Here is a 20,626-nt window from a genome sequence, read left to right on the forward strand (position 1 = left end):
GGTCACATCTCGAAGTCGGCGTCGCCGGGCTGCTGCTCGGCCGGCTGGCGTGCGCCCGTCTGAGTCTGCTCACTGGGCACAGTTGTCTGATCGGCCAGTTTCAACATGCGCTGCTTGATGTCGTAGTCGATGTTCTCGTAGCCGACCTGGGATGCGGCCACGGCAATGCTCAAACCATCCACCTGCAGCGCGAGGATCTTGGACAGCTTCTCGAGCTCGTCATGGACCATCGAGTAGATGGCGTACAGGTACGCGCTCTCCCTGAAGGAGTCGTTGCCCAGGTGACTTTGCTCCAAGCGATCGGCCGTGACCTTGTCCGGTGCCGCCTCGGAGCCCTCCAGCTCGACGAGCAGCCTGTCGATCTCCTTCTTGAAGGAGGACATGGACTCGGCCTCGGTCACCAGCTGGGCAGCAGCGGCAGCCCCCATTGCCACACCCGCGAAGGGAATCAGCCCGAACGCCCCAAGCGGTACCGGCGGGCCGTACACCGGCCGCCCCGTTCCGTCGTCCTCCGCCACGAATGCCTCCCCGTTTACACACGTCTTCAGGGATCACTGTACCGAGTGGGCATGACACAACGCATCCCTGGATTGCACGAGCAACCCGCCGACTGCGTCACGAGTTTGGAACAGCCACCGCCGCCTGCGGCCGGATCGGGAGGCGGTTGATCGGGCGGCCCGTGGCCGGGCCGACCGCGGAGGCGACTGCGGCCGGGGAGGTTACCACCGGAGCCGCGCTGGCGGGTTTGGCGCCGAAGGGGGCCACCACGTCGCGTTCTTCGACGAGTTTCACGATGCGAATGCCCGGCGCGTCCAGTGAGCTCGGGAGGGCGTAGCCGGTGAGGTCCGGGTGGCGGATCAGGCCGCGGACCGTGCGGAGGTTCTCCGTGAGGGCCGCGCCCACGCCCTGGGTGACGCCGGCCTCGATGCGGGTGGCTCACCACGTGGTCAAGACCTGAGCAGTCGTGGCGACAGTAGGTGGAGCAAGCCTGCAGGGAGAGGCGACGGCCGGCGGACGAACGGACGGCAGAGCCAGACCGTGGCCGAATCAGCCACTGCGTGGAACCGCCTCAAGATGCCCGCGCGGATGACAACTCCACCCCCTTTGAGTTCGCGCTCTGGCCGACCCCGGCGAAATGGGTGGCCAACACGATGTCAGCCGGAAGCGCCCGCCCCCGTACGGCCACCGACAGCCGGCGCCCACCGATGCCCTACAGTTTCACGGTCACAGCGACGTTCAGGTCCTCACTGTCGCGCTCGCCAGGGAGGTAAGGCCCCTACGGCCGAGGGCCGCTCTCCTGTAACGGTGGCCCGGGCACCTCAGCGCAAGGAGCGCCCACGCCTGTTGACGCACAGCGGTTGCGCTCCAGTACACGCCGACGTCGTCCTGCACTGAAGCGCAGAGACTCACACGGGCTGGAAGCCTCTACCGAAGCCGCTACATACAAGCGGGCAGTGACTCGAACTCACTTCACGCAGCCCATCTCCTTGAGCCCCTCCGGAAGGTAGGAGGCGGCGAACGCCTCAAGCTCCTTGCGGAGCTTCTTGCCGTCCTCTGGCGACCTCGCCAGGGAGATGTCGAGAATGTAGTTGCTCTTCTCCCCGCGGGCCGGACAAGGGTTCATCGAGACGAAGCCACCGTCATAGATGACCGATTCCCCCGGCACCTTGGAATCCACGGGATCGTCAGTGGACTGCCTCTCCTTTGTGTGCTCCACTATGTCGAACCGATGATGATCTCGATACTCCGAGATCATCAGAACGGCATCATCGTCAACGAAGATCGCGCACCTGACGAACTTCTCGTCGCTGTCCTGCTCCTTCCCCGTGACCTCCTTTCCGTCCGGCAGGAGCGGCCGCAGGGATGTCGGCTCGATCGATCGCCCGCACAGCGTCTCGGGGATCTCGTAGGAAGGTGATCCAACGCAGCCGGAAGCCCCGAGAAGCGAGGCCAGCAGCACCCCCACCCACGCGTACGTCCGACCACACGTCCCACTGAACATCGATTTCACGCCCCTGCAACTCCGTTGGCGGTGTCGTTACCGTTGAAGGCCGCCGTTCCGATCTCGTGTTGGACGAGGTACTTGTCGCCCTCCCCTCCCCGCGACAGCTCGTGGTCCGGATTGACCTTCATCCACTCTTCACCGAGCGCCGTCAGATACTTCTGTCGAAGATCGAAGTTCTCACCCTTCTTGTCGGTGATTTCTCCGTCGATGCGTGCCTGCTCTTCCAGCTGCCAGGCATAGGCACCCGCGTCCACCCCGCGCTGGACCGCATCGCCGATCACCGGAATGAAATTGGCCGCACCGCCGAGAGTGTGGTAGCCCCACTTCGCGGGCCAGGACGCGTCCCCCTTGTCGGTGTCGATCGCCTGGCTGCGGACCGTTTCCATGAAGCCGACGGTCTGCCCCGCCCGCAGGAGCTCCTCCTTCGGGTCACCCTCGTGCTCGGCGTGGATGTCGGCGATGATCGCCTGGTTCACGCCCTCCATGAGGATGCCGTACGTGTTCTGGTCCCGGGACACCTGCTTGGACACTTCGAGGAGTTCCTCGTAGTCCAGACGGCCTTCGCTCGTGTTGATCGAGCTCGCCGTATGGTGGACGTCCTCGCCGTAGTTCCCGAGGAGCAGCGCCATGTCGTCCCGCAGCTCGGGCGGGAAGTCGTCCCCCTTGCTGGCGAGGCGGCTCATCGACCCGGTGAAGGCGTCCCGCTGGTCGTCGGTGTGCTTGTACGAGTCGAGGACGTGCGGCTCGTCGGGGTTCAGGCCGGTGCCGGCCGCCAGCATCGCCTTGCCCAGGGCGTCGCGGGACTGCACCGTCCCGTCGCCCTTGCCGTACGGGTCGTCCTCGTCGTAGTACTCGCGCTCGGTGAGGAGGTAGTCGGCCATCTCCTCGCGGTTGAACAGCTCGGTCGCGAACTCCGGGTTGTGGGAGACGGCCCTGAGGTAGCCGGCCATCGGGTCGCTGCCCGGGGTGCCGTAGTCGTCGCCCTCCCCCTTCGCCGTGTAGTCGAGCTGGGACGCGATGAGCGGGTTGCCCCAGATCGAGGCGGGGTCGTAGTGCTTCTCCGTTTCGAAGGTGCGCAGGGCCTCGCCGTAGTCGTTGAGGAATCCGCTGTCGAACTTCCCCTTCACCATGAGGTTGCTCATGATCTGGAAGCCGTACGGCTTCACCATGATGCCGTCGTGGCCGAACTGCTTGCCACCGGCCGCGATGACGTCCTTCTTCCACGCCTCCATCTCCGGGGAGTGGCTGTGCGTGGCGTTGGCCAGCGACATGCTGAGGTTCTGCTGGACGTCGCCGAGGAGCTTGGCGCGGTCCCCTTCCGGGGTGTGCCCCTGCCCGGGGTCGGCCAGGTCGCGCCAGAACTGCAGCGTGCCGTCCGCGCCCAGACCGACCGCGAACGCTTCGGTGAAGGCCGGGTTGTCGCTCTGGTACTCAAGGACCTCGTTGAAGCGGGCGAGCTTCTCTTCGCTCCACTCGTCGACGTTCCCCTTGGCGATCTCCTTGCGCCAGTACTCGGCGTCCGCCCTGCCCTGCTCACGATCGGCGTTCTTCAGGCTGCCGGAGCCTTCACCAGCGAAGTCGTACTTGTTCTTGGCGAGCTGGCGCAGGGCACGGGCGGCGATGCGATCGGTCTCGCTCGCCTCCCGCAGGATCTTCGTGATCCTGTTCTGCGCCACGTCCAGCTCCGTGTCCGAAGGCTTGTGGATGTCGGCGTCCCCCGCGACCATGGGCGGCGGCACCGAGGCGATCACACCACCCTTGCCGTTGACGTAGATATTGCGCTTCGCCAGATCGTCGACGGCTGTCTGCAGGTCCGCCTTGTGCTGGATGAACGAGGTGTGGGCCCCGCTCAGAATCGCCAGCACACCCTTCGCCTCGGCCGCTGCGTCCGAGAACTGTGCCGCGGTCTTGGTGACGAAGCTCCGCGACACCGTGGCGTTGACGCCATTCCAGTCGGCCGCGTTGGCCTTCTTCTCCAAGTCCGTGGCATTGACCTCGCCGTCGCCGCCGGTGGCCAGTAGCTCCAGGTTTCCGACCATGGTCTTCCAGTCGGACACCGCGCTGTTCAGCGTGCCCAGACGTAGGTCCCTGAGCTCGTCCACGGTCATCGTGTCCGTCGCCATCAGTGTCAGTCCCCGTTCCCGCTACTTGAACAACTCGTTGAGCCGCGACACTGTCACCAGGTCGCCCACGGCGTCCCGCATGCTCGTCTGGATGTCGACCTCGTCCTTCGCGTGTTGAGCCTGGGTGAAGTCCAGATGATTGGAGATGTGGGCACAGGCTTCCTTCAGTGCCTGCTGCTGGGTGTTCCACGCATCATGCATCTCGGTGAGCGCCGAGCCCATGTCCAGGCCGTCGTTGAAAAGGTTCACGGAGGCCGTGAACGTGCTCGGACGCGCGTGGTCCGCTACAACCCGAAACCTCTCCCGCAGGTCGTACGCCATGTTCCCGAGCTTGCCCAACTGGTCGTCGTGGACGACCAGATCCTCGGAACCGCAGACGCCGGACTCGGTAGGCGCCTGGTTGAGCTGCATCTGCGCTGAATTCCGCTGAGCCACCTCAGCCTTGATCTGCCCCCACTCGTCCCAGGCCATCGCGTCTCCCCTTCGTCGAGCTCTGGTTTTTCTTTGTGGTGTACGGCAGCAATGGCTGCTGCGCGCAGCACGGCCGCCCCGGTCCGTACGCGGGCGGCGCGGCAACGTGTGCCGGAGTGGCGCTGGTGCCGTGATGCCGGAACACGGAAGTCACGATCGCCGCGCTGAGGAGGACTGCAGTCCCGATGCCTCGCGCGGCGCCGCGGGCGAAGCGCCCAGGCCGATCGGCAGCTGATCGACCCGCTTCTTGAACGACACCATCGACTCGGCGTCGACAGTATCGAGGCCAGGCCCGGGTTCACCGCGCGCAGTTGACGCTCATCCCTGGACGTGGCGCTCGGCCAGCCGTAGCTGTCCGCCATCGCACCGCCCCTCCTCCGGTGGACATGTGAACTGCCCTGAACTGCCCACCACTCTATCGAGTGGTGACGGGCAGCCCTCAGGCCCAGAAAGGGCGTCCGAGCCACGCCGGGACCCGTAACACCTACGCCCTCCGCCCAGCCCAACCTCAGCTGGGAACAGCCACCGCCGCCTGCGGCCGGATCGGGAGGCGGTTGATCGGGCGGCCCGTGGCCGCGCGGACCGCGGAGGCGACCGCGGCCGGGGAGGTTACCACCGGAGCCGCGCTGGCGGGTTTGGCGCCGAAGGGGGCCACCACGTCACGTTCTTCGACGAGTTTCACGATGCGAATGTCCGGCGCGTCCAGCGAGGTCGGGAGGGCGTAGCCGGTGAGGTCCGGGTGGCGGATCAGGCCGCGGACCGTGCGGAGGTTCTCCGTGAGGGCCGCGCCCACGCCCTGGGTGACGCCGGCCTCGATGCGGGTGACGAGTTGGGCGGGGTTGAGGACGCGGCCGACGTCCTGGGCCACGGCCATCTCGACCACGCGGATCGAGCCGAGTTCGATGTCGACGTCGACGACGGCCCGGATCGCGCAGAACGCCAGGCCCACGAAGGCGTCGCCCTGGCCGGACTCGTCCAGGGGCTCCGTGGGGTGGGGCCGGCACTGGGCCGTGGCCCACAGTTCCTTGCCGTCCATCGCTTCGGTGACCGTCGTCGACAGGACGCCGTCGTACGACGTGATCTTGCCGTCGGTGATCTGGAGGAGCTCCGTCGACATGCCGAACTTGTGGGCCAGCGGCTGGAGGAGCTGGGTGCGGACCATTTTCGCCGCGCGTTCCACCGCTCCGCCCGAGACCCAGGTGTGGCGGCCGTGGGCGGCCGGGCCTGCCGGGGGCTGGTCGGTGTCGACGGAGGCCACGCGGACGTCGTCTATGCCGAGCGTCTCCTGGACGATCTGGCGGGCGAGCGTGGTGAATCCGGAGCCGGTCTCCACGGCCGCGCAGATGACCGTGGCGACGCCTCCGTGGACCTTGACCGTGGCCGTCGAGACCTCGTCGGTGCCTTCCGCGCCGAGCATGTGGACCATGCCGAGGGCGTAGCCGACGCCGCGGCGCACCGCGCCCGGTTCTCCGGCGCCCTCGGGGCCGCCGGGGAGGAGCCAGTCGTCCTCCGGGGAGTCCTTGGGAAGGGGCGGCAGGGGGAAGTCCCGTACGGCTTGGAGCAGTTCGGCCACGGGGGCCGGGCAGGTGACCGTCTGGCCGGTGGGGAGGATGTCACCGGTGGCCAGGACGTTGCGCAGGCGGATCTCGGTCTGGTCCAGACCCAGTTTCGTGGCGAGCTTGTCCATCTGCGCCTCGTACGCGGCGCAGACCTGCATGGCGCCCTCGCCGCGTACGTGGCCGGACGGCGGGTTGTTCGTACGGACCGCCCAGCCTTCGATGTGGGCGTGCGGGACGACGTACGGGCCGCAGGCGAAGGCAACGGCGGCGGCCAGCGACTCGGAGGAGGCGTCGGCGTACGCGCCCGCGTCGAGCAGCAGTTGCGCCTCGACCTTGACCAGGTGGCCCTCGGCGTCGGCGTGGTGGCGGTAGCGCAGCAGGGTCGGGTGGCGGTGGGCGTGGCCGAGGAAGGACTCCTCGCGGGTGGCCGCGAGTTTGACCGGGCAGCCGGTGCGCAGGGCCAGCAACCCGAGGGGCAGCTGGAAGCCCGGGTCCTCGCGGTCGCCGGTCGCGCCCGGGACCCCGGTGACGACGACCTTGACGCGTTCCGTCTCCAGGCCGAAGCAGGCCGCCGCCAGGTCGCGGTCGGTGTGCGGGTCGGTGGAAGCGACGTAGAGCTCGACGCCGCCGTCGGGGCGGGGCACGGCCAGGCCGGCCTCGGCGCCGATGGGCGCGGGGTCCTGGCGGCCGATGCGGTAGAGACCGTCGACGATCACCTCGCCCGTCACATCCGGGTCGCCGTAGCTGAGGGGGATGTGACGGATGAGATTGCCGTCGGGGTGCAGGGGCTCCGCGGCGAACGCCTTCTCGGGGTCGGTGACCGGTTCGAGGATCTCGTACTCGACGGCGATCGCCGCCGCCGCGAGGCGGGCCGTGTCGGGGTGGTCGGCGGCGATCGCGGCGATTGCCTCGCCGTGGTGGCGCACGATGTCGGAGGCGAAGACGGGCCGGTCCGCGATGCGCCTGCCGTACGCGCCGTCGCCCGGGATGTCCTCGTGGGTGACGACGGCCCGGACGCCCGGCATCTCGAGCGCGGCGGAGGTGTCGACGGAGACGATGCGGGCGTGCGGGTGCGGCGAGCGCAGCAGGGCCGCCCACAGCAGACCCTCCGCCCACAGGTCGGAGGCGTAGGGGAACGTGCCTTCCGTCTTCGCGCGGGTGTCGGCCGCCGGGAGGGAGGCGCCGAGGCCGTGGGCAGGAGCTTCCGGCTGAGGGATGTCGACCGGCTGCGGCATCGCAGTGGTGGCCGCGTCGTTGCTCACGCCATGCCTCCGTCGTGCGGGTGAACCTGCACACTACCTGCGCCGGGGGGCGCCTGGTGCGGGATGCGGGGTTCCTCGCCCGCATCCGCCGCCGCCTCCGCGTCCGCCGGGTCGGCGGCGCTCGCCGCTCGTTCGGCGACCACGTCGCGTACGGCGTCGAGGACCCCCCGGTAGCCGGAGCAGCGGCAGAGGTTGCCGCACAGGGCCTGGCGGGTCTCCAGTTCCGTGGGGGCGTGGTTGCCCTCGAGGAGGTCGTGGACGGTCATGGCCATACCGGGGATGCAGAAGCCGCACTGGACCGCGCCGCAGGCGGCCAGCGCCCGCTGGACGTCGGAGGGTTCGCCGTCGGTGGCCAGTCCCTCGACCGTACGGACTTCGGAGCCCGCGGCGGTCGCCGCGGGAACCAGGCAGGAGGCGACGAGCCGGCCGTCGACCTGCACGTTGCAGGCGCCGCACTCGCCCTGGGAGCAGCCGTCCTTGGCGCCGGCGAGGCCGAGGCGCTCGCGCAGCACGTAGAGCAGGGACTCGCCGATCCAGGCGTCGCCGACGGGGCGGTCGGTGCCGTTGACCCGCAGTACGTAGGACGTCGGCGGGTGCTCCTCGTTCCCGGTCGGGAGCGGGTCCACGGCCTCGGGGGCCGCCGGGGCCGCGGGCTCCTCGGGGGCGGTCCCGGTCGTGTCCGCGGCGGTGGCGTAGGCGGGATCGGTCGGGATGGTGCCCGCGTCCTGGGGCACCGGCTCCGCTGCCGCTGCCGCCGCCGGTTCGGGTGCCTCTGCCGCGGCCGGCTCCGCGGCCTGCTCGCGCTCCTCCTGCCCCTCCGAGGCCGGTTCCTGATGCGCCTGCTCAGCCCACGGCGCAGGCGCTCCCCCCGGCAGCGTCGCCCACGGCGCAGGCGCGCCTCCGGGCAGCGTCGCGGGCGGAGTGGTGACGCCCCAGGGCGCGGTGGCCCCCGACGGCAGCGGGAACTCGCCCGAGTCGGAATCGAGGTCCACGTCGCTCTCGGCGTCGGCTGCGGGCGCCGGCAGCGTGTCCGGGCGCAGGTCGTACCCGGACGCGGATGCGGACGCGGATCCGGGCTGCGGTGTTGCACTCGGCTCCGCCTCGTGGAAGGTCCACTGGCCTGTGCCGCTCTGCTCCGCGGCCTCGTGTGCCTCGTGCGCCTCCTGAGCGGCCGGTTCCGGCCACTGCGGCGCCCAGTTGCCCGTCGCCGCCGGGTCTGCCGTCGCCGCGGGCGTCAGCGGAGTGATCACCGGTGGTACGTAGCCGTGCCCAGGTGCCTCGAGCGGTGCGGCGTCCGCCGTGAACTCGGGCGGAAGCTGGAAGAAGGCCGTGGCCTCGCCGTCGTACTCGCCGCCCTGGGGCGTGGGCTGCCAGCCGCTGTGGTCGCCCTGCGATTCGTAGGCATCCTGCGCGTCATGCGTCTCGTGCGTGCCGTAGGAACCGTAGGAGCTGTACTGGTCGTAGTGCTCCCCGCCGCGCTCGGGCTCGTAGCCCTCCGGGAGCTCCCGGAGCTCCGGCGGAAGGCCTTGCGGGTTGTCCTCGTTGCTCACGACAGCGCCCTCCCCAGTGCTCGTCGGGCCAGCGCGGCGACCGTGCGCCGCAGATGCAGTACGGCCGGAGACAGTACCGGTTGCTCCTCGCCCGCCGGCACCGGTGCCGGGTCGGGGATGCAGGCGGCGGCGACGTACTCGCCGAACGCGGCGAGCGCCTCGCCCGCCAGGCCGCGCTCGCCGTCCCAGTCGATCAGCGAGGCGATCCACCGCTCGGCCTCCAGAGGCCGCAGCGGCGTCGGCGCGATGGCGCCCACCGCGCAGCGCACGCCGCGCCGGGCCGGGTCGAGGACGACGGCCACCGAGGCGGTGGCGCGGCCGGGGCCGGTGCGGCCGGTGGCCTTCAGGAAAACCTGCGGGGCGTGCAGGAGGGGCACCCGTACGAAGCCGATCAGTTCGGCCGGGCCGAGCATCTCCCGGCCGGCCAGCAGGTGGGAGACGGGGATCTCGCGGCGGGCGCCGCCGGGTCCCGCGATCACCAGGTCGGCCTCGAGGGCCGCCAGCACGGGCAGGGTGTCGCCGGTGGGGGCGGCGCCGGCGATGTTGCCGCCGAGCGTGCCCGCGTTGCGGATCTGGGGCGGGCCGGCCGCACGCGCGGACGCCGCGAGCGCGGGGATGAGGGCCGCGAAGTCGGGGCGGCCCATCCGGGCGTGGGTGAGGCCGGCGCCGAGCAGGGCGTGACCGTCCTGGTAGCGCCAGCCGCGGATCTCGCTGATGCGGCCGAGGCCGACCAGCCCCGCGGGACGCAGCTGGCCCTTGTTGACCGCCGCCATGAGGTCGGTGCCGCCCGCGACGGGAACGGCGGCGGGCATGGCACCGAGCGCCGCCACGGCCTCGTCGAGCGAGGCCGGCAACGTCACCGACTGTGCCGCCTGCGGTGCGTGCGTGGTCACCCAGCTGCCCCTTTCCGGTGTCCCGGCTGTCCCGCCCGTGTTGCCGTACCGTACGTGCTCACAGACCGGACGTGGCAACTCTGGCACATCTTCCGGGCCGACCGACGAGAGGGTCCGCGAAGGGCGCATGCGCCCCACAAGTTGGGGCTCGCCACATTAGTCCGGTTTGCCGCCTTCTCTGTGAAGCGCCTGGCCACACCAGTGCTTCGGCGTCGCAGGCCCGCATCGCCTCCGGTACGGCGCCGGACCGCCCCCGGAGCCGGGGCTCACACGTTCGGTGGGACGCCTTCGATCGGGCGTCCGAGGACACCGGGGCGTCGCTGCCACGGCAACGGACCCCCGGGCGGCCGGTAGTCGACACCGAGCGCGTCAAGGCGGCTGTAGTGGGCGGTCATTCGGCGCTCGAAGTCCGTGAAGTCACGCTCGGCGGGATCGGGCAGCCGGGACCAGGCGACCTCGGCGAAGGCGGCGAGGCGCGGGAAGACCTGGTAGTCGACGCGAGCGCTGTCCTGCATGACCTCGGTCCAGACGTTCGCCTGCGTACCCAGCACGTGCGCGGCGGCCTCAGGGGGGAGCGCCGGCGGCACGGGCTCGAAGCGGTAGACGTCCTCGAGGGTGCGTACGAAGCCGATCGGCATCGGTTCGTCGCCGTCGGCCTGCCGGTGGTCCAAGTACACCTGCTGCTCGGGGCACATGACGACGTCGTGGCCGGCCTCCGCGGCGGCGATGCCGCCCCGGTATCCGCGCCATGAGGAGACGGCCGCGCCGGGGGCGAGGCCTCCTTCGAGGATCTCGTCCCAGCCGATGAGCCGACGGCCCCGGTCGGTCAGCCAGCGGTCGAAGTGCCGGATGAACCACGACTGCAGTTCGTCCTCGTCGGCCAGGCCCAGCTCCTTGATGCGCGCCTGCGCGGCCGCGGAGGCCTTCCACTGGTCCTTGGCGCACTCGTCGCCGCCGATGTGCACGAACGTGGACGGGAAGAGTTCGAGGACCTCCTCGAGCACGCCCTCGTAGAAGCGGAGGGTGTTGTCGGTGGGGGCGAGTACGTTGGGACTCACGCCCCAGTTGTCCCAGACCGTCAGGGAGGTTGTGTCGATGACGTCGGAGTTGCCCAGTTCCGGATATGCGGCGATGGCGGCCTGCGAGTGCCCGGGGATGTCGATCTCGGGGACGACGGTGATATGCCGCTCGGCGGCGTAGGCGACGATCTCGCGGATGTCGTCCTGCGTGTAGTAGCCGCCGTGGGGCTTGTCGTCCCACAGGGGTGAGGCCCGGTGCCCGTATTTGGTGCGCGCCCGCCATGCGCCGGCCTCGGTGAGCCGGGGGTGGCGCTTGATCTCGATGCGCCAGCCCTGGTCGTCGGTGAGGTGGAAGTGGAAGACGTTGAGCTTGTGGGCGGCAAGCAGGTCCAGGTAGCGCAGGACACCGTCCTTGGGCATGAAGTGCCGTGAGACGTCGAGCATCATGCCGCGCCAGGAGAACCGGGGCGCGTCCTCGATCACGACCGCGGGCAGCTCCCACTTCCCGCCCTTCGCCAGCGGTGCCCGCCGGTGGGCCGCCGGCCCGAGGAGCTGCCGCAGGGTCTGCGCGCCCCAGAACACCCCTGCGGCGCTGCCACCGTCGATCCGGATCACGGGGCCGTCCGCCACGAGACGGTAGCCCTCGTCGGCGAGGGCGGTGTCGAGGGCCAGCACGATGCCGCTGGTCTCAGGACTGTGGTCGCCGGCGCCGGCGTGGAGCGGCAGCCCGGTGGCCGCCCCGAGGGTGGCGCGCAGCCACTGCGCCGTTCCTTCCGTGCCGGGGCGGGCGTCGATCTGCGTCTGCTCGTTCAGTACACACAGGGCGGGCGCGGACGCCGCCCATGCGACCCTGCCCGGCGCCGGGATCAGGTCCGTCACGTGGTCTGTCATGCCGTCAGCCTTTCAGTCCTTCACCGCACCGCCCAGGCCGGAGACCAGGCGTCGCTGTACGAGTACGAAGAAGATGAGCACCGGCACGGTCATCACGGTGGAGGCCGCCATGATCCCGCCCCAGTCGTTCTCGTCGGGCTTGAAGAAGACCAGCAGCGCCATCGGCAGGGTCGACTGCGAGGTGTCGCTGATGATGAACGACTTGGCGAACAGGAAATCGTTCCACGCCGAGATGAACGAGAAGACGCTCGTCGCCACGAGCCCGGGGAAGACCAGCGGGAAGAGGATCTGCCACAGGAAGCGGGTCCGGCTCGCGCCGTCGATGTACGCGGCCTCCTCCAGGGCTTCGGGGACCGCTTTGACGAAGCCCCGCAGCATCCAGATCGCGAACGGCAGCGAGAAGGCGATGTGCGGCAGGATCAGCGAGCCGAGGGTGTTCAGCTGCCCGAAGTCACGCATCAGGAAGAAGAGCGGAATGGTGAGCGCCTCGACCGGCACCATCTGCGCCACCAGGAACATGATCAGCAGCGTCGTACGGAACGTGAAACGGAAGCGCGTGACCGCGGTGGCCGCCAGGAACGCGATCAGGGCCGAGGCGAGGACGACCGTCCCGGCGACGATCAGGCTGTTGACGAAATAGCCCCCGAATTCCTCCTGTTGGAAGACCCGGCGGAACGAGTCCAGCGACGGGGCGAGGGTCCACGGCTTCGCATCCGTGGACTGGATCTCACCGGCCGGTTTGAGGGCGGAGAGCACCATCCAGTACAGCGGAAAGGCGACGGTGACCGCGATGACGAGCGCCGATGCCTCCGCTGCGAGCCGCCAGGGGCGCCGGACGCGCAGGGACGTACGACCGGCGCGCGGGGAAGTGCGAAGGCCGGGCGGGGAAGTGCGAAGGCCGCGCGATTCGAGGCTCATATCTCTTCTCCCTGGCGTCGCAGAAGCCGCAGATGGACGAGCGTGACCGCCAGCAGGATCAGCAACATGACGACGCCGATCGCGGAGCCCAGGCTGTACTTCGATGACGCGAAGGCCTTCTGATAGGCATACACATTGAGCACCAGATTCTGTCCGGCGATGCCTCCGCCGTTCGTCATCACATAGATCTGGGTGAAGATCTTGAAGTCCCAGATGATCGACTGGATGGTGACGACCACCAGGATGGGCCGCAGCACCGGTGCCATGACGGACCGCCAGATCCGCCACTGCGAGGCCCCGTCCAGCGACGCCGCCTCCAGCACCTCCCCCGGGATCGCCTTGATGCCCGCGTACACGGTCACCATCACGAACGGGAACGAGCACCACACGACCTCGCACATCACGAGCGCGAAGGCGCTGTAGCGGCCGTACGTCCAGGAGAAGTCGCCCAGTCCCAGCAGCCGGTTGACGGGGCCGTAGTCGGGGTCGAAGAGGAAGACCCAGACGGTGGAGCCGGTGATCGCCGGGGTCGCCCAGGCGCCAAGTGCGGCCAGCATCAGGGCGAGCCGCGGCAGGGCGCGCACGCGGGTCAGCAGGACGGCCAGTGCGCAGCCGACGGCGAGGGTGGTGACCACGCACGCCGCGGCGAAGAGCAGCGTTGCGCACAGCACCTGCCAGAACTGACTGTCGTCGAACAGCGCCCGGTAGTTGCCGAGCCCCTGGAAGGTGGTCGGTTCGCCGCCGCTGACCTGCGCCTGGGTGTATTCGAGCAAGGAGATCAGGCCGAGCTGGTAGATGGGGTAGACCAGCAGCGCGGCAAGCACCACGAGGGCGGGTGCGAGGTAGAGCCAGGGTGTCCAGGCGCCTTGGCGACGGCGGGTCCTGGTGGCGGTCGGGCTCGGCCGGGGGGCCGCGGTCCCCGCAGGGACCACGGCCGGCTCCGCGGCAGATGTCTTGTACGCCATGGACTCAGCCCGCGTCGGTGAACGCGGCGTCCATCTTCTCGGCAGCGTCCTTGGAGGCCGTGGCTATGTCCTTCTTGCCGCTGACGATCTCCTGGAACATCGTCGGCAGGACGAGCGAGGCGTCGATCTGCCCCCAGGCGGGTGAGGCGGGGACGAACTTGGCCCCGGCACCGAGCGTCTCGATGAAGGGCTCGACGAACGGCTGCTTCTTCGCCGCTTCGGCGCGCACGTCGGTGTACGTCGGCAGGAAGCCCATCGCGTCGAAGAGCTTGCGCTGCGTCTCCTTGCCGGCGAGCTGCTTCATCAGGTCGACCGCCAGTGTGCGGTGCGAACTGCTCCTGAGCACACCGACGTTGTTGCCGCCCGCGAACGCGGGGGCGATCTCGCCGGCCTTCAGGCCAGGCAGCGGCACGACCGCGTACTTGCCCCTGACCGAGCCGGCCTCGACGGCCTGGTGGCTGAAGTCGCCGCCGATCGCCATGGCCGCCTTGCCGGAGGCGAACGCGGTGACGGTGGCATTGCCGCCCATGGACGCGCACGTGCCGGGCGGGCAGTTGTCCTCGCCGAAGAGGGAGGTGTAGGCCTTGATGCCCTGCTGCGCGGCGGGGCTGTCGATGGCGGAGGTGTAGGAGCCGTTGCTCTCCTCGGCCAGTTCGCCGCCGTGGGCCCAGACGAAGGGCATGGCGCCATAGGTGTAGGCACCGCCGACGGCCAGTCCGTACAGGTCCGGCTTCTGCTTGTGGATCTTCTTGGCAGTGGCGATGAGCTCGTCCTGCGTCTTGGGCGCCTCGATGCCCAGGTCCTCGAAGACGTCGGTGCGGTAGTAGAGCGCCCGAACGCCGACGAAGAGCGGAGCGCCGTAGGTCCTGCCGTCGACGGTGACGGACTGCTCGGCCGTGGGGTCGGTGTCCTTGGCCTCGCCCCAGGCGTTGAACTCCGCACTGACGTCGGCGAGCCCGCCGTCCTTGACGTAGCCGGCGGTGTCGGTGTTCCCGTACTCGATGACGTCGGGCGCGCTCTTCGGGTCGTTGAACGCCGCCTTCATCTTCTGGGCGCGCGTCTCGACCGGTATGTACTCGACCTCGACCTTCGCGCCCTGGTTCGCTTTCTCGAAGGCGGCGACGGCGGCGTCGACGACCCGCTCCTTGGGCTTGTTGTTGACCTCCTGGAACAGCCAGACCCGCAGCGTGCCGCTCTTGTCGTCCTGCTGTGCGCTGTTGTCGGAGGTCTGGGGGGCGCAGGCGGTGGCGGTGATCCCCGCCAGCACAAGTGCTGCGACCGGGGCGGCTGTTCGGGAGATGAGCTTCATGCGTGGACCCCTACGAATTGGCGTTGCAGCATACGCAACGGGAGTTTCGCACTGCACAACACGCAGGAGGCTAGAGCCGGACCCACGGCCGGACAAGAGGTCTCTACCACTCTGTGACCGGGTGAAGCACTCCGTGCAACGCCGGCCGCCGCGCGACGGAACGCAAACGGCCCCCGGGAGCGCAAAGGCGCGTCCCGGGGGCCGTTGCCGACCGGTCGGAGCGGTTACTTCTTGTCCTTCCCGCCCTTGCCCTTGTCCTTGTCGCCACCCGCGCCCATGGACTCGTAGATCTCCTTGCACATGGGGCAGACCGGGTACTTCTTGGGGTCGCGCCCCGGCACCCAGACCTTCCCGCACAGTGCCACGACGGGAGTGCCGTCGAGGGCACTCGCCATGATCTTGTCCTTCTGGACGTAATGCGCGAAGCGCTCGTGGTCGCCGTCGCCGTGCGACACCTGGGGTGTCGGCTCTACGAGGGTCCCCGTGCCTGTCCCGCGCTCGGGCTCAAGAGTGCTCATGGGCTCCAAGGGTACTCACGAGACGGCCGCTGCGGGAGCAAGGGCCCGCCCGCATGCGGGAACCGGCGCCGGAGGAGCGTCGCAGCGGTCAGTTCAGGCTCGGGTCCTCCGGATACGTCGCGAACATGGCCAGCTCGTTGCGCTGGCGCCGCAGCACTGAGCGCCACAGGTTCTCCGGGTGGGGCGAGGACACGTCCCCCGGCTCCGACTCGACGACGTACCACGCGCCGTCCTGGAGCTCGTCCTCCAGCTGGCCGGGGCCCCAGCCCGCGTAACCGGCGAAGATCCGCAGGGAGCCGAGCGCCCCTCCGAGCAGCTCCGGCGGGGCCTCCAGATCGACGAGGCCGATCGCCCTGTACACCCGCCGCCAGCCGAGCGGGCCCTCGTCGCCGGGGATCACCGCGACGCCGAGCGCCGAGTCGAGGGAGACGGGGCCGCCCTGGAACACGACGCCGGGTTCACCGGCCAGCGCCGCCCAGGACTCGAGAATGTCCTCCACGACCACCGGGGTGGGCCTGTTCAGGATCACCCCGAGGGAGCCCTCGTCGTCGTGATCGAGCAGCAGGACCACCGCCCGGTCGAAGTTCGGGTCCGCCAGGGCGGGCGCGGCGACAAGCAGCCTGCCTGTGAGCGAGGACACCTCGGTCATGCCGACATGATCCCGCATCTTCGGCCTCCGCGGGGCCCGAGCGCAGGAGTGCACCACCGCATCCGCGGGCAGACGCGCGATGGGCGCAGCTCAGAGCGGGCCGCGTGCGGGGCGGATGCGGAGGCGTCGCGTCCGCGTCCGAGGGGCGAGACGGTGACGGTGCGCGAGGCCCGGCGGACACAGCGTGTTGTGCCCAATTCATTACGTCGGAGAAGGGTCCTCACCCTTACGGAATCAGTGCTCCGCCCCCTTACCCTTTTCTCTGGCCACCCGACCGTCCTTCCCTCGCTCGACGGGGGGAGCCCTCCGGAACGCGAGATTCATGACCGGCACAGACGATGTACTGCTTGTCCACGGCGGAACCCCGCTCGAGGGCGAGATCCGCGTCCGCGGCGCGAAGAACCTCGTGCCCAAGGCGATGGTCGCCGCCCTGCTCGGCAGTGGCCCGAGCCGGCTGCGCAACGTGCCGGACATCCGTGACGTGAGAGTCGTACGCGGACTGCTGCAGCTGCACGGGGTGACGGTCCGCCCCGGCGAGGAGCCCGGCGAGCTGGTCCTCGACCCCACCCACGTCGAGAGCGCGAACGTCGCCGACATCGATGCCCATGCGGGCTCGTCGCGCATCCCGATCCTCTTCTGCGGCCCGCTGCTGCACCGGCTCGGCCACGCCTTCATTCCCGGCCTCGGCGGCTGCGACATCGGCGGCCGGCCCATCGACTTCCACTTCGACGTGCTGCGCCAGTTCGGCGCGACGATCGAGAAGCGCGCGGACGGCCAGTACCTGGAGGCCCCGCAGCGGCTGCGCGGCACCAAGATCCGCCTGCCGTACCCGTCGGTCGGCTCGACCGAGCAGGTGCTGCTGACGGCCGTGCTCGCCGAGGGCGTCACCGAGCTGACCAACGCGGCGGTGGAGCCGGAGATCGAGGACCTCATCTGCGTACTGCAGAAGATGGGCGCGATCATCTCCATGGACACCGACCGGACCATCCGGATCACGGGTGTCGACAAACTCGGCGGCTACACCCACCGTGCGCTGCCCGACCGCCTCGAGGCGGCCTCCTGGGCGTCCGCGGCGCTGGCGACCGAGGGCAACATCTATGTTCGGGGCGCGCAGCAGCGCTCGATGATGACGTTCCTGAACACGTACCGGAAGGTCGGCGGCGCGTTCGAGATCGACGACGAGGGCATCCGCTTCTGGCACCCGGGCGGGCGGCTGAAGTCCATCGCACTGGAGACGGACGTGCACCCCGGCTTCCAGACGGACTGGCAGCAGCCGCTGGTGGTGGCCCTGACCCAGGCGACCGGCCTGTCCATCGTCCACGAGACGGTGTACGAATCGCGGCTCGGCTTCACGTCGGCGCTGAACCAGATGGGCGCGCACATCCAGCTGTACCGCGAGTGCCTGGGCGGCTCCCACTGCCGCTTCGGCCAGCGCAACTTCCTGCACTCCGCGGTGGTCTCGGGCCCCACGAAGCTCCAGGGCGCGGACCTGGTCATCCCGGACCTGCGCGGCGGCTTCTCGTACCTGATCGCGGCGCTGGCTGCGCAGGGCACGTCCCGGGTGCACGGGATCGACCTGATCAACCGGGGCTACGAGAACTTCATGGAGAAGCTGGAGAAGCTCGGCGCGAAGGTCGAACTGCCGGGCGGCCCGATCGTCTGACGACGCGTTTTGCGCCGTGCGGATGGCCCTCGCGGGATGCACTGCGGGGGCCATCGCGCTGCCCGGCCCGGCTCCGCCCCGGCCCCCTCAGCCGCCGCCCGAGGCACAGCGGCCCCTCGCCGCTCAGGACGCGGGGGCCTCTCCGGCCCCCGCCAGCGCTCGGGGCGCAGGGCGCCACGCCCTGCCTGCGCCCTGGCCACGGCCACAGGGGCACATCCAGCCCGCCGACGCCCCGGCGAGGCCGGCACGCCCCACCGGGCGCCTCCCGCCCGCACGGGCACGCCCAGCACCCGTGAGGCGCGGGGCGCCACGCCCCGCCGACGCCGTGGCCACGGGAGGCCACATCCGGCCTCGCCGGCGCTCGAGGCGCAGGGCGCGCGGGGCGGCGCCCCGTAACGCCCGCGCGGCCCCACGCACGCCAAAGGGCGGTCGCCCGGACCGGGTGACCGCCCTTCTCGCTGCCTAGGCCTTACTTGCCCTTGGCGGCTTCCTTGAGCTTCGAGCCCGCGGAGACCTTCACGCTGTAGCCGGCCGGGATCTGGATCGGGTCGCCGGTCTGCGGGTTGCGCGCGGTGCGAGCGGCACGGTGGGTGCGCTCGAAGGTCAGGAAGCCGGGGATGGTGACCTTCTCGTCGCCCTTGGCGACGACCTCGCCGACGGTCTCGGCGAGAGCGGCCAGAACGGCGTCGGCGTCCTTGCGGGTCACCTCGGCGCGGTCGGCCAGCGCGGCCACCAGCTCACTGCGGTTCATTTTGTTACTCCCGTGTTCTTCTTGCCTGTGAGGCGTGGATCGAAGCCGATGCTGCCAGGGCCCTCGGACAGTCCCCGGACCCGGGTCTGCTGTCAGACCCCTCCGCGCCCTCGGGGCTTCCCCCAGGACGCAGGTCCTCGGGAAAGCATCCTGCCCCCACCAGCGGCGGGAAAGCCAATCCGGCACCCTCCGGAGTCACACCGGAGCCGCACGGAATCCCCCACTGCCTCATCGTGGTGACGTTCCGTCGACTCTCTCGAGACTCGTCGGAGCGGGCGGGCCGGGCCGCGTGCTCCCTGGTCCGCCACCCTAAAAGGGGTTTGCGGCCCCGCGACCCGCGACGCGCCGTATGTCAGGCGGACGTGGGGCCTGTCACAGCCGCGACCGCCGCCCTTGCCGCGTCGCGGACCGCTCCCGCGACGGCTCCGGCGACCTTGTCGTTGAAGACCGAGGGGATGATGTAGTTCGGGTTGAGCTCGTCCTCCGTGACGACGTTCGCGAGCGCCGCCGCGGCCGCGAGCATCATCTCGGTGTTGACGGTGCGGGACTGAGCGTCCAGCAGACCGCGGAAGACGCCCGGGAAGACCAGCACATTGTTGATCTGGTTGGGGAAGTCGGAGCGGCCGGTGGCCACAACCGCCGCCGTCCGACGAGCGATTGCCGGGTCGATCTCGGGGTCGGGATTCGCGAGAGCGAACACGATCGCGCCCTCCGCCATTGCCGCGACATCGTCCGCGCCGATCACGTTCGGGGCGGAGACGCCGATGAAGACGTCCGCACCGGCGACGGCTTCCTTGAGCGTGCCGGTGACGCCTTCGGGGTTGGTGTTGTCGGCGATCCAGCGCAGCGGCGACTCGGGCGCGGCGGACACCAGGTCCTCACGGCCCGCGTGCACGACGCCGTGGATGTCTGCGACGACGGCGTGCTTGACGCCCGCCGCGATGAGGAGCTTGAGGATGGCCGTACCGGCCGCGCCGGCGCCGGACATGACGACCCGTACGTCACTGATGTCCTTGCCCACCACGCGCAGTGCGTTGGTCAGCGAGGCGAGGACGACGATCGCGGTGCCGTGCTGGTCGTCATGGAAGACGGGGATGTCGAGGGCCTCCCGCAGCCGTGCCTCGATCTCGAAGCAGCGGGGCGCGGAGATGTCCTCGAGATTGATGCCGGCGAAGCCGGGGGCGATGGCCTTGACGATTTCGACGATGGCGTCGGCGTCCTGGGTGTCCAGGCAGATGGGCCACGCGTCGATACCGGCGAAGCGCTTGAAGAGCGCGGCCTTGCCCTCCATGACCGGCAGGGCGGCCTTGGGGCCGATGTTGCCGAGGCCGAGCACGGCGGAGCCGTCGGTCACCACTGCAACGGAGTTGCGCTTGATGGTGAGGCGGCGGGCGTCCTCCGGGTTCTCCGCGATCGCCATGCACACACGGGCAACGCCCGGGGTGTAGATCATCGACAGGTCGTCACGGTTGCGGATGGGATGCTTGGACGCCATCTCGATCTTGCCGCCGAGGTGCATCAGGAACGTACGGTCCGAGACCTTGCCGAGGACGACGCCCTCGATCTTCCGCAGCTCTTCGACGATCTCGTCCGCGTGGGCCGTCGAGCTGGCGGCGATCGTGACATCCATCTGCAGCTTCTCGTGGCCGGAGGCGGTCACGTCCAGGCCGGTCACGGAGCCCCCGGAGGACTCCACGGCCGTGGTGAGCTGGGAGACCGCGGTTCCGCTCGCGGGCACCTCCAGCCGGACCGTCATCGAGTACGAGACGCTGGGCGCCGTTGCCATGACCGGGTTCCTCTGCTTTCCCTAGCTTCTTTCCCATGCGGCGCCGCGCCTGAGCCCGGCAGCGCTGTGAAGATGGTGACACCTACCTGCCAGTAGCAGGTAATGCGGTCATATTGTTTTCGGAAACAGTTTTCCACCATACGAGAAACCGGTCTCGAACAGAAGAGGCCCGCGTCACCTGACCAGGTGACGCGGGCCTCTCCGCAGAATTCAGTGGCACCGACCCGCCATGCTCGCCTCGCGGCAAGTGGTCCCTCTGAGGGACGAAGGTTGGGCCCGGGGGCTTGGATCGAG

At 69.7% G+C, this 20,626-nt stretch carries 16 protein-coding genes and 1 pseudogene; 1 reads left to right on the plus strand and 16 read right to left on the minus strand.

Annotated elements, in window-relative coordinates; translation table 11 throughout:
• Positions 1 to 2: 2 nt before the first annotated feature.
• The 14 genes and pseudogenes from ACZ4SA_RS32795 to ACZ4SA_RS32860 form a co-directional block, all read right to left on the minus strand.
• Entirely contained in the window at positions 3 to 518 is a 516-nt protein-coding gene (locus ACZ4SA_RS32795; protein WP_468281557.1) for a hypothetical protein, read from the minus strand.
• A 97-nt stretch (positions 519 to 615) separates the two neighbouring features.
• Positions 616 to 936: pseudogene (locus ACZ4SA_RS32800) on the minus strand (oxidoreductase); the annotation flags it as partial.
• Positions 937 to 1,465: 529 nt separating this feature from the next.
• Positions 1,466 to 2,011: a hypothetical protein gene (locus ACZ4SA_RS32805; protein ID WP_468281558.1), complete on the minus strand. Its 546-nt coding sequence runs from the start codon at positions 2,009 to 2,011 to the stop codon at positions 1,466 to 1,468.
• A complete protein-coding gene (locus ACZ4SA_RS32810) occupies positions 2,008 to 4,128 on the minus strand; it encodes a hypothetical protein (protein ID WP_468281559.1) in 2,121 nt (706 codons plus the stop codon). The genes ACZ4SA_RS32805 and ACZ4SA_RS32810 overlap by 4 nt, the downstream gene beginning before the upstream one ends.
• Before the next feature lie 21 nt (positions 4,129 to 4,149).
• Positions 4,150 to 4,599 carry a hypothetical protein gene (locus ACZ4SA_RS32815; RefSeq protein WP_468281560.1) on the minus strand — a complete coding sequence of 150 codons (450 nt, stop codon included), beginning with the start codon at positions 4,597 to 4,599 and terminating at the stop codon, positions 4,150 to 4,152.
• 508 nt (positions 4,600 to 5,107) lie between these two features.
• Positions 5,108 to 7,420 carry a xanthine dehydrogenase family protein molybdopterin-binding subunit gene (locus tag ACZ4SA_RS32820; RefSeq protein WP_468281561.1) on the minus strand — a complete coding sequence of 771 codons (2,313 nt, stop codon included), beginning with the start codon at positions 7,418 to 7,420 and terminating at the stop codon, positions 5,108 to 5,110.
• On the minus strand, positions 7,417 to 8,970 hold the full coding sequence (locus ACZ4SA_RS32825; protein ID WP_468281562.1) for a (2Fe-2S)-binding protein: 1,554 nt from the start codon (positions 8,968 to 8,970) through the stop codon (positions 7,417 to 7,419). Before ACZ4SA_RS32825 ends, ACZ4SA_RS32820 begins: the two co-directional genes overlap by 4 nt.
• Positions 8,967 to 9,863 carry an FAD binding domain-containing protein gene (locus tag ACZ4SA_RS32830; protein WP_468281563.1) on the minus strand — a complete coding sequence of 299 codons (897 nt, stop codon included), beginning with the start codon at positions 9,861 to 9,863 and terminating at the stop codon, positions 8,967 to 8,969. The genes ACZ4SA_RS32825 and ACZ4SA_RS32830 overlap by 4 nt, the downstream gene beginning before the upstream one ends.
• A gap of 266 nt (positions 9,864 to 10,129) precedes the next feature.
• A complete protein-coding gene (locus tag ACZ4SA_RS32835; protein WP_468281564.1) occupies positions 10,130 to 11,773 on the minus strand; it encodes a beta-N-acetylhexosaminidase in 1,644 nt (547 codons plus the stop codon).
• 12 nt (positions 11,774 to 11,785) lie between these two features.
• Positions 11,786 to 12,691 carry a carbohydrate ABC transporter permease gene (locus ACZ4SA_RS32840; protein WP_468281565.1) on the minus strand — a complete coding sequence of 302 codons (906 nt, stop codon included), beginning with the start codon at positions 12,689 to 12,691 and terminating at the stop codon, positions 11,786 to 11,788.
• Positions 12,688 to 13,656, minus strand: coding sequence for a carbohydrate ABC transporter permease (locus ACZ4SA_RS32845; RefSeq protein ID WP_468281566.1), 969 nt, complete (start codon positions 13,654 to 13,656; stop codon positions 12,688 to 12,690). Before ACZ4SA_RS32845 ends, ACZ4SA_RS32840 begins: the two co-directional genes overlap by 4 nt.
• 4 nt (positions 13,657 to 13,660) lie before the next feature.
• Positions 13,661 to 14,965: an extracellular solute-binding protein gene (locus ACZ4SA_RS32850; RefSeq protein WP_468281567.1), complete on the minus strand. Its 1,305-nt coding sequence runs from the start codon at positions 14,963 to 14,965 to the stop codon at positions 13,661 to 13,663.
• Between the two features lie 224 nt (positions 14,966 to 15,189).
• A complete protein-coding gene (locus ACZ4SA_RS32855; protein ID WP_356633182.1) occupies positions 15,190 to 15,483 on the minus strand; it encodes a DUF3039 domain-containing protein in 294 nt (97 codons plus the stop codon).
• A gap of 88 nt (positions 15,484 to 15,571) precedes the next feature.
• Entirely contained in the window at positions 15,572 to 16,132 is a 561-nt protein-coding gene (locus ACZ4SA_RS32860) for a YqgE/AlgH family protein (RefSeq protein ID WP_468281568.1), read from the minus strand.
• A gap of 322 nt (positions 16,133 to 16,454) precedes the next feature.
• Here ACZ4SA_RS32860 and murA point away from each other — a divergent pair, with 322 nt between their 5' ends.
• The gene (gene murA, locus ACZ4SA_RS32865; protein WP_356633178.1) at positions 16,455 to 17,795 is read left to right on the plus strand and encodes a UDP-N-acetylglucosamine 1-carboxyvinyltransferase; all 1,341 of its coding nucleotides are present in this window, start codon (positions 16,455 to 16,457) and stop codon (positions 17,793 to 17,795) included.
• 469 nt (positions 17,796 to 18,264) lie between these two features.
• Here murA and ACZ4SA_RS32870 read toward each other — a convergent pair whose 3' ends face one another.
• Both ACZ4SA_RS32870 and ACZ4SA_RS32875 read right to left on the minus strand, forming a co-directional pair.
• Positions 18,265 to 18,546, minus strand: coding sequence for an HU family DNA-binding protein (locus ACZ4SA_RS32870; RefSeq protein WP_004571953.1), 282 nt, complete (start codon positions 18,544 to 18,546; stop codon positions 18,265 to 18,267).
• Between the two features lie 352 nt (positions 18,547 to 18,898).
• Entirely contained in the window at positions 18,899 to 20,332 is a 1,434-nt protein-coding gene (locus ACZ4SA_RS32875; RefSeq protein WP_468281569.1) for an NAD-dependent malic enzyme, read from the minus strand.
• Positions 20,333 to 20,626 lie beyond the last annotated feature (294 nt).

It is taken from the genome of Streptomyces sp. NPDC027962, from assembly GCF_055566095.1.

Excerpts from the sequence above, each read along its gene's own strand:
- ACZ4SA_RS32855 (WP_356633182.1), bottom strand. The coding sequence starts at position 15,483 with ATGAGCACTCTTGAGCCCGAGCGCGGGACAGGCACGGGGACCCTCGTA.
- ACZ4SA_RS32845 (WP_468281566.1), bottom strand. The coding sequence starts at position 13,656 with ATGGCGTACAAGACATCTGCCGCGGAGCCGGCCGTGGTCCCTGCGGGG.
- ACZ4SA_RS32870 (WP_004571953.1), bottom strand. The coding sequence starts at position 18,546 with ATGAACCGCAGTGAGCTGGTGGCCGCGCTGGCCGACCGCGCCGAGGTG.
- ACZ4SA_RS32850 (WP_468281567.1), bottom strand. The coding sequence starts at position 14,965 with ATGAAGCTCATCTCCCGAACAGCCGCCCCGGTCGCAGCACTTGTGCTG.
- ACZ4SA_RS32835 (WP_468281564.1), bottom strand. The coding sequence starts at position 11,773 with ATGACAGACCACGTGACGGACCTGATCCCGGCGCCGGGCAGGGTCGCA.
- ACZ4SA_RS32860 (WP_468281568.1), bottom strand. The coding sequence starts at position 16,132 with ATGACCGAGGTGTCCTCGCTCACAGGCAGGCTGCTTGTCGCCGCGCCC.
- murA (WP_356633178.1), top strand. The coding sequence starts at position 16,455 with ATGACCGGCACAGACGATGTACTGCTTGTCCACGGCGGAACCCCGCTC.
- ACZ4SA_RS32875 (WP_468281569.1), bottom strand. The coding sequence starts at position 20,332 with ATGGCAACGGCGCCCAGCGTCTCGTACTCGATGACGGTCCGGCTGGAG.
- ACZ4SA_RS32810 (WP_468281559.1), bottom strand. The coding sequence starts at position 4,128 with ATGGCGACGGACACGATGACCGTGGACGAGCTCAGGGACCTACGTCTG.
- ACZ4SA_RS32840 (WP_468281565.1), bottom strand. The coding sequence starts at position 12,691 with ATGAGCCTCGAATCGCGCGGCCTTCGCACTTCCCCGCCCGGCCTTCGC.
- ACZ4SA_RS32815 (WP_468281560.1), bottom strand. The coding sequence starts at position 4,599 with ATGGCCTGGGACGAGTGGGGGCAGATCAAGGCTGAGGTGGCTCAGCGG.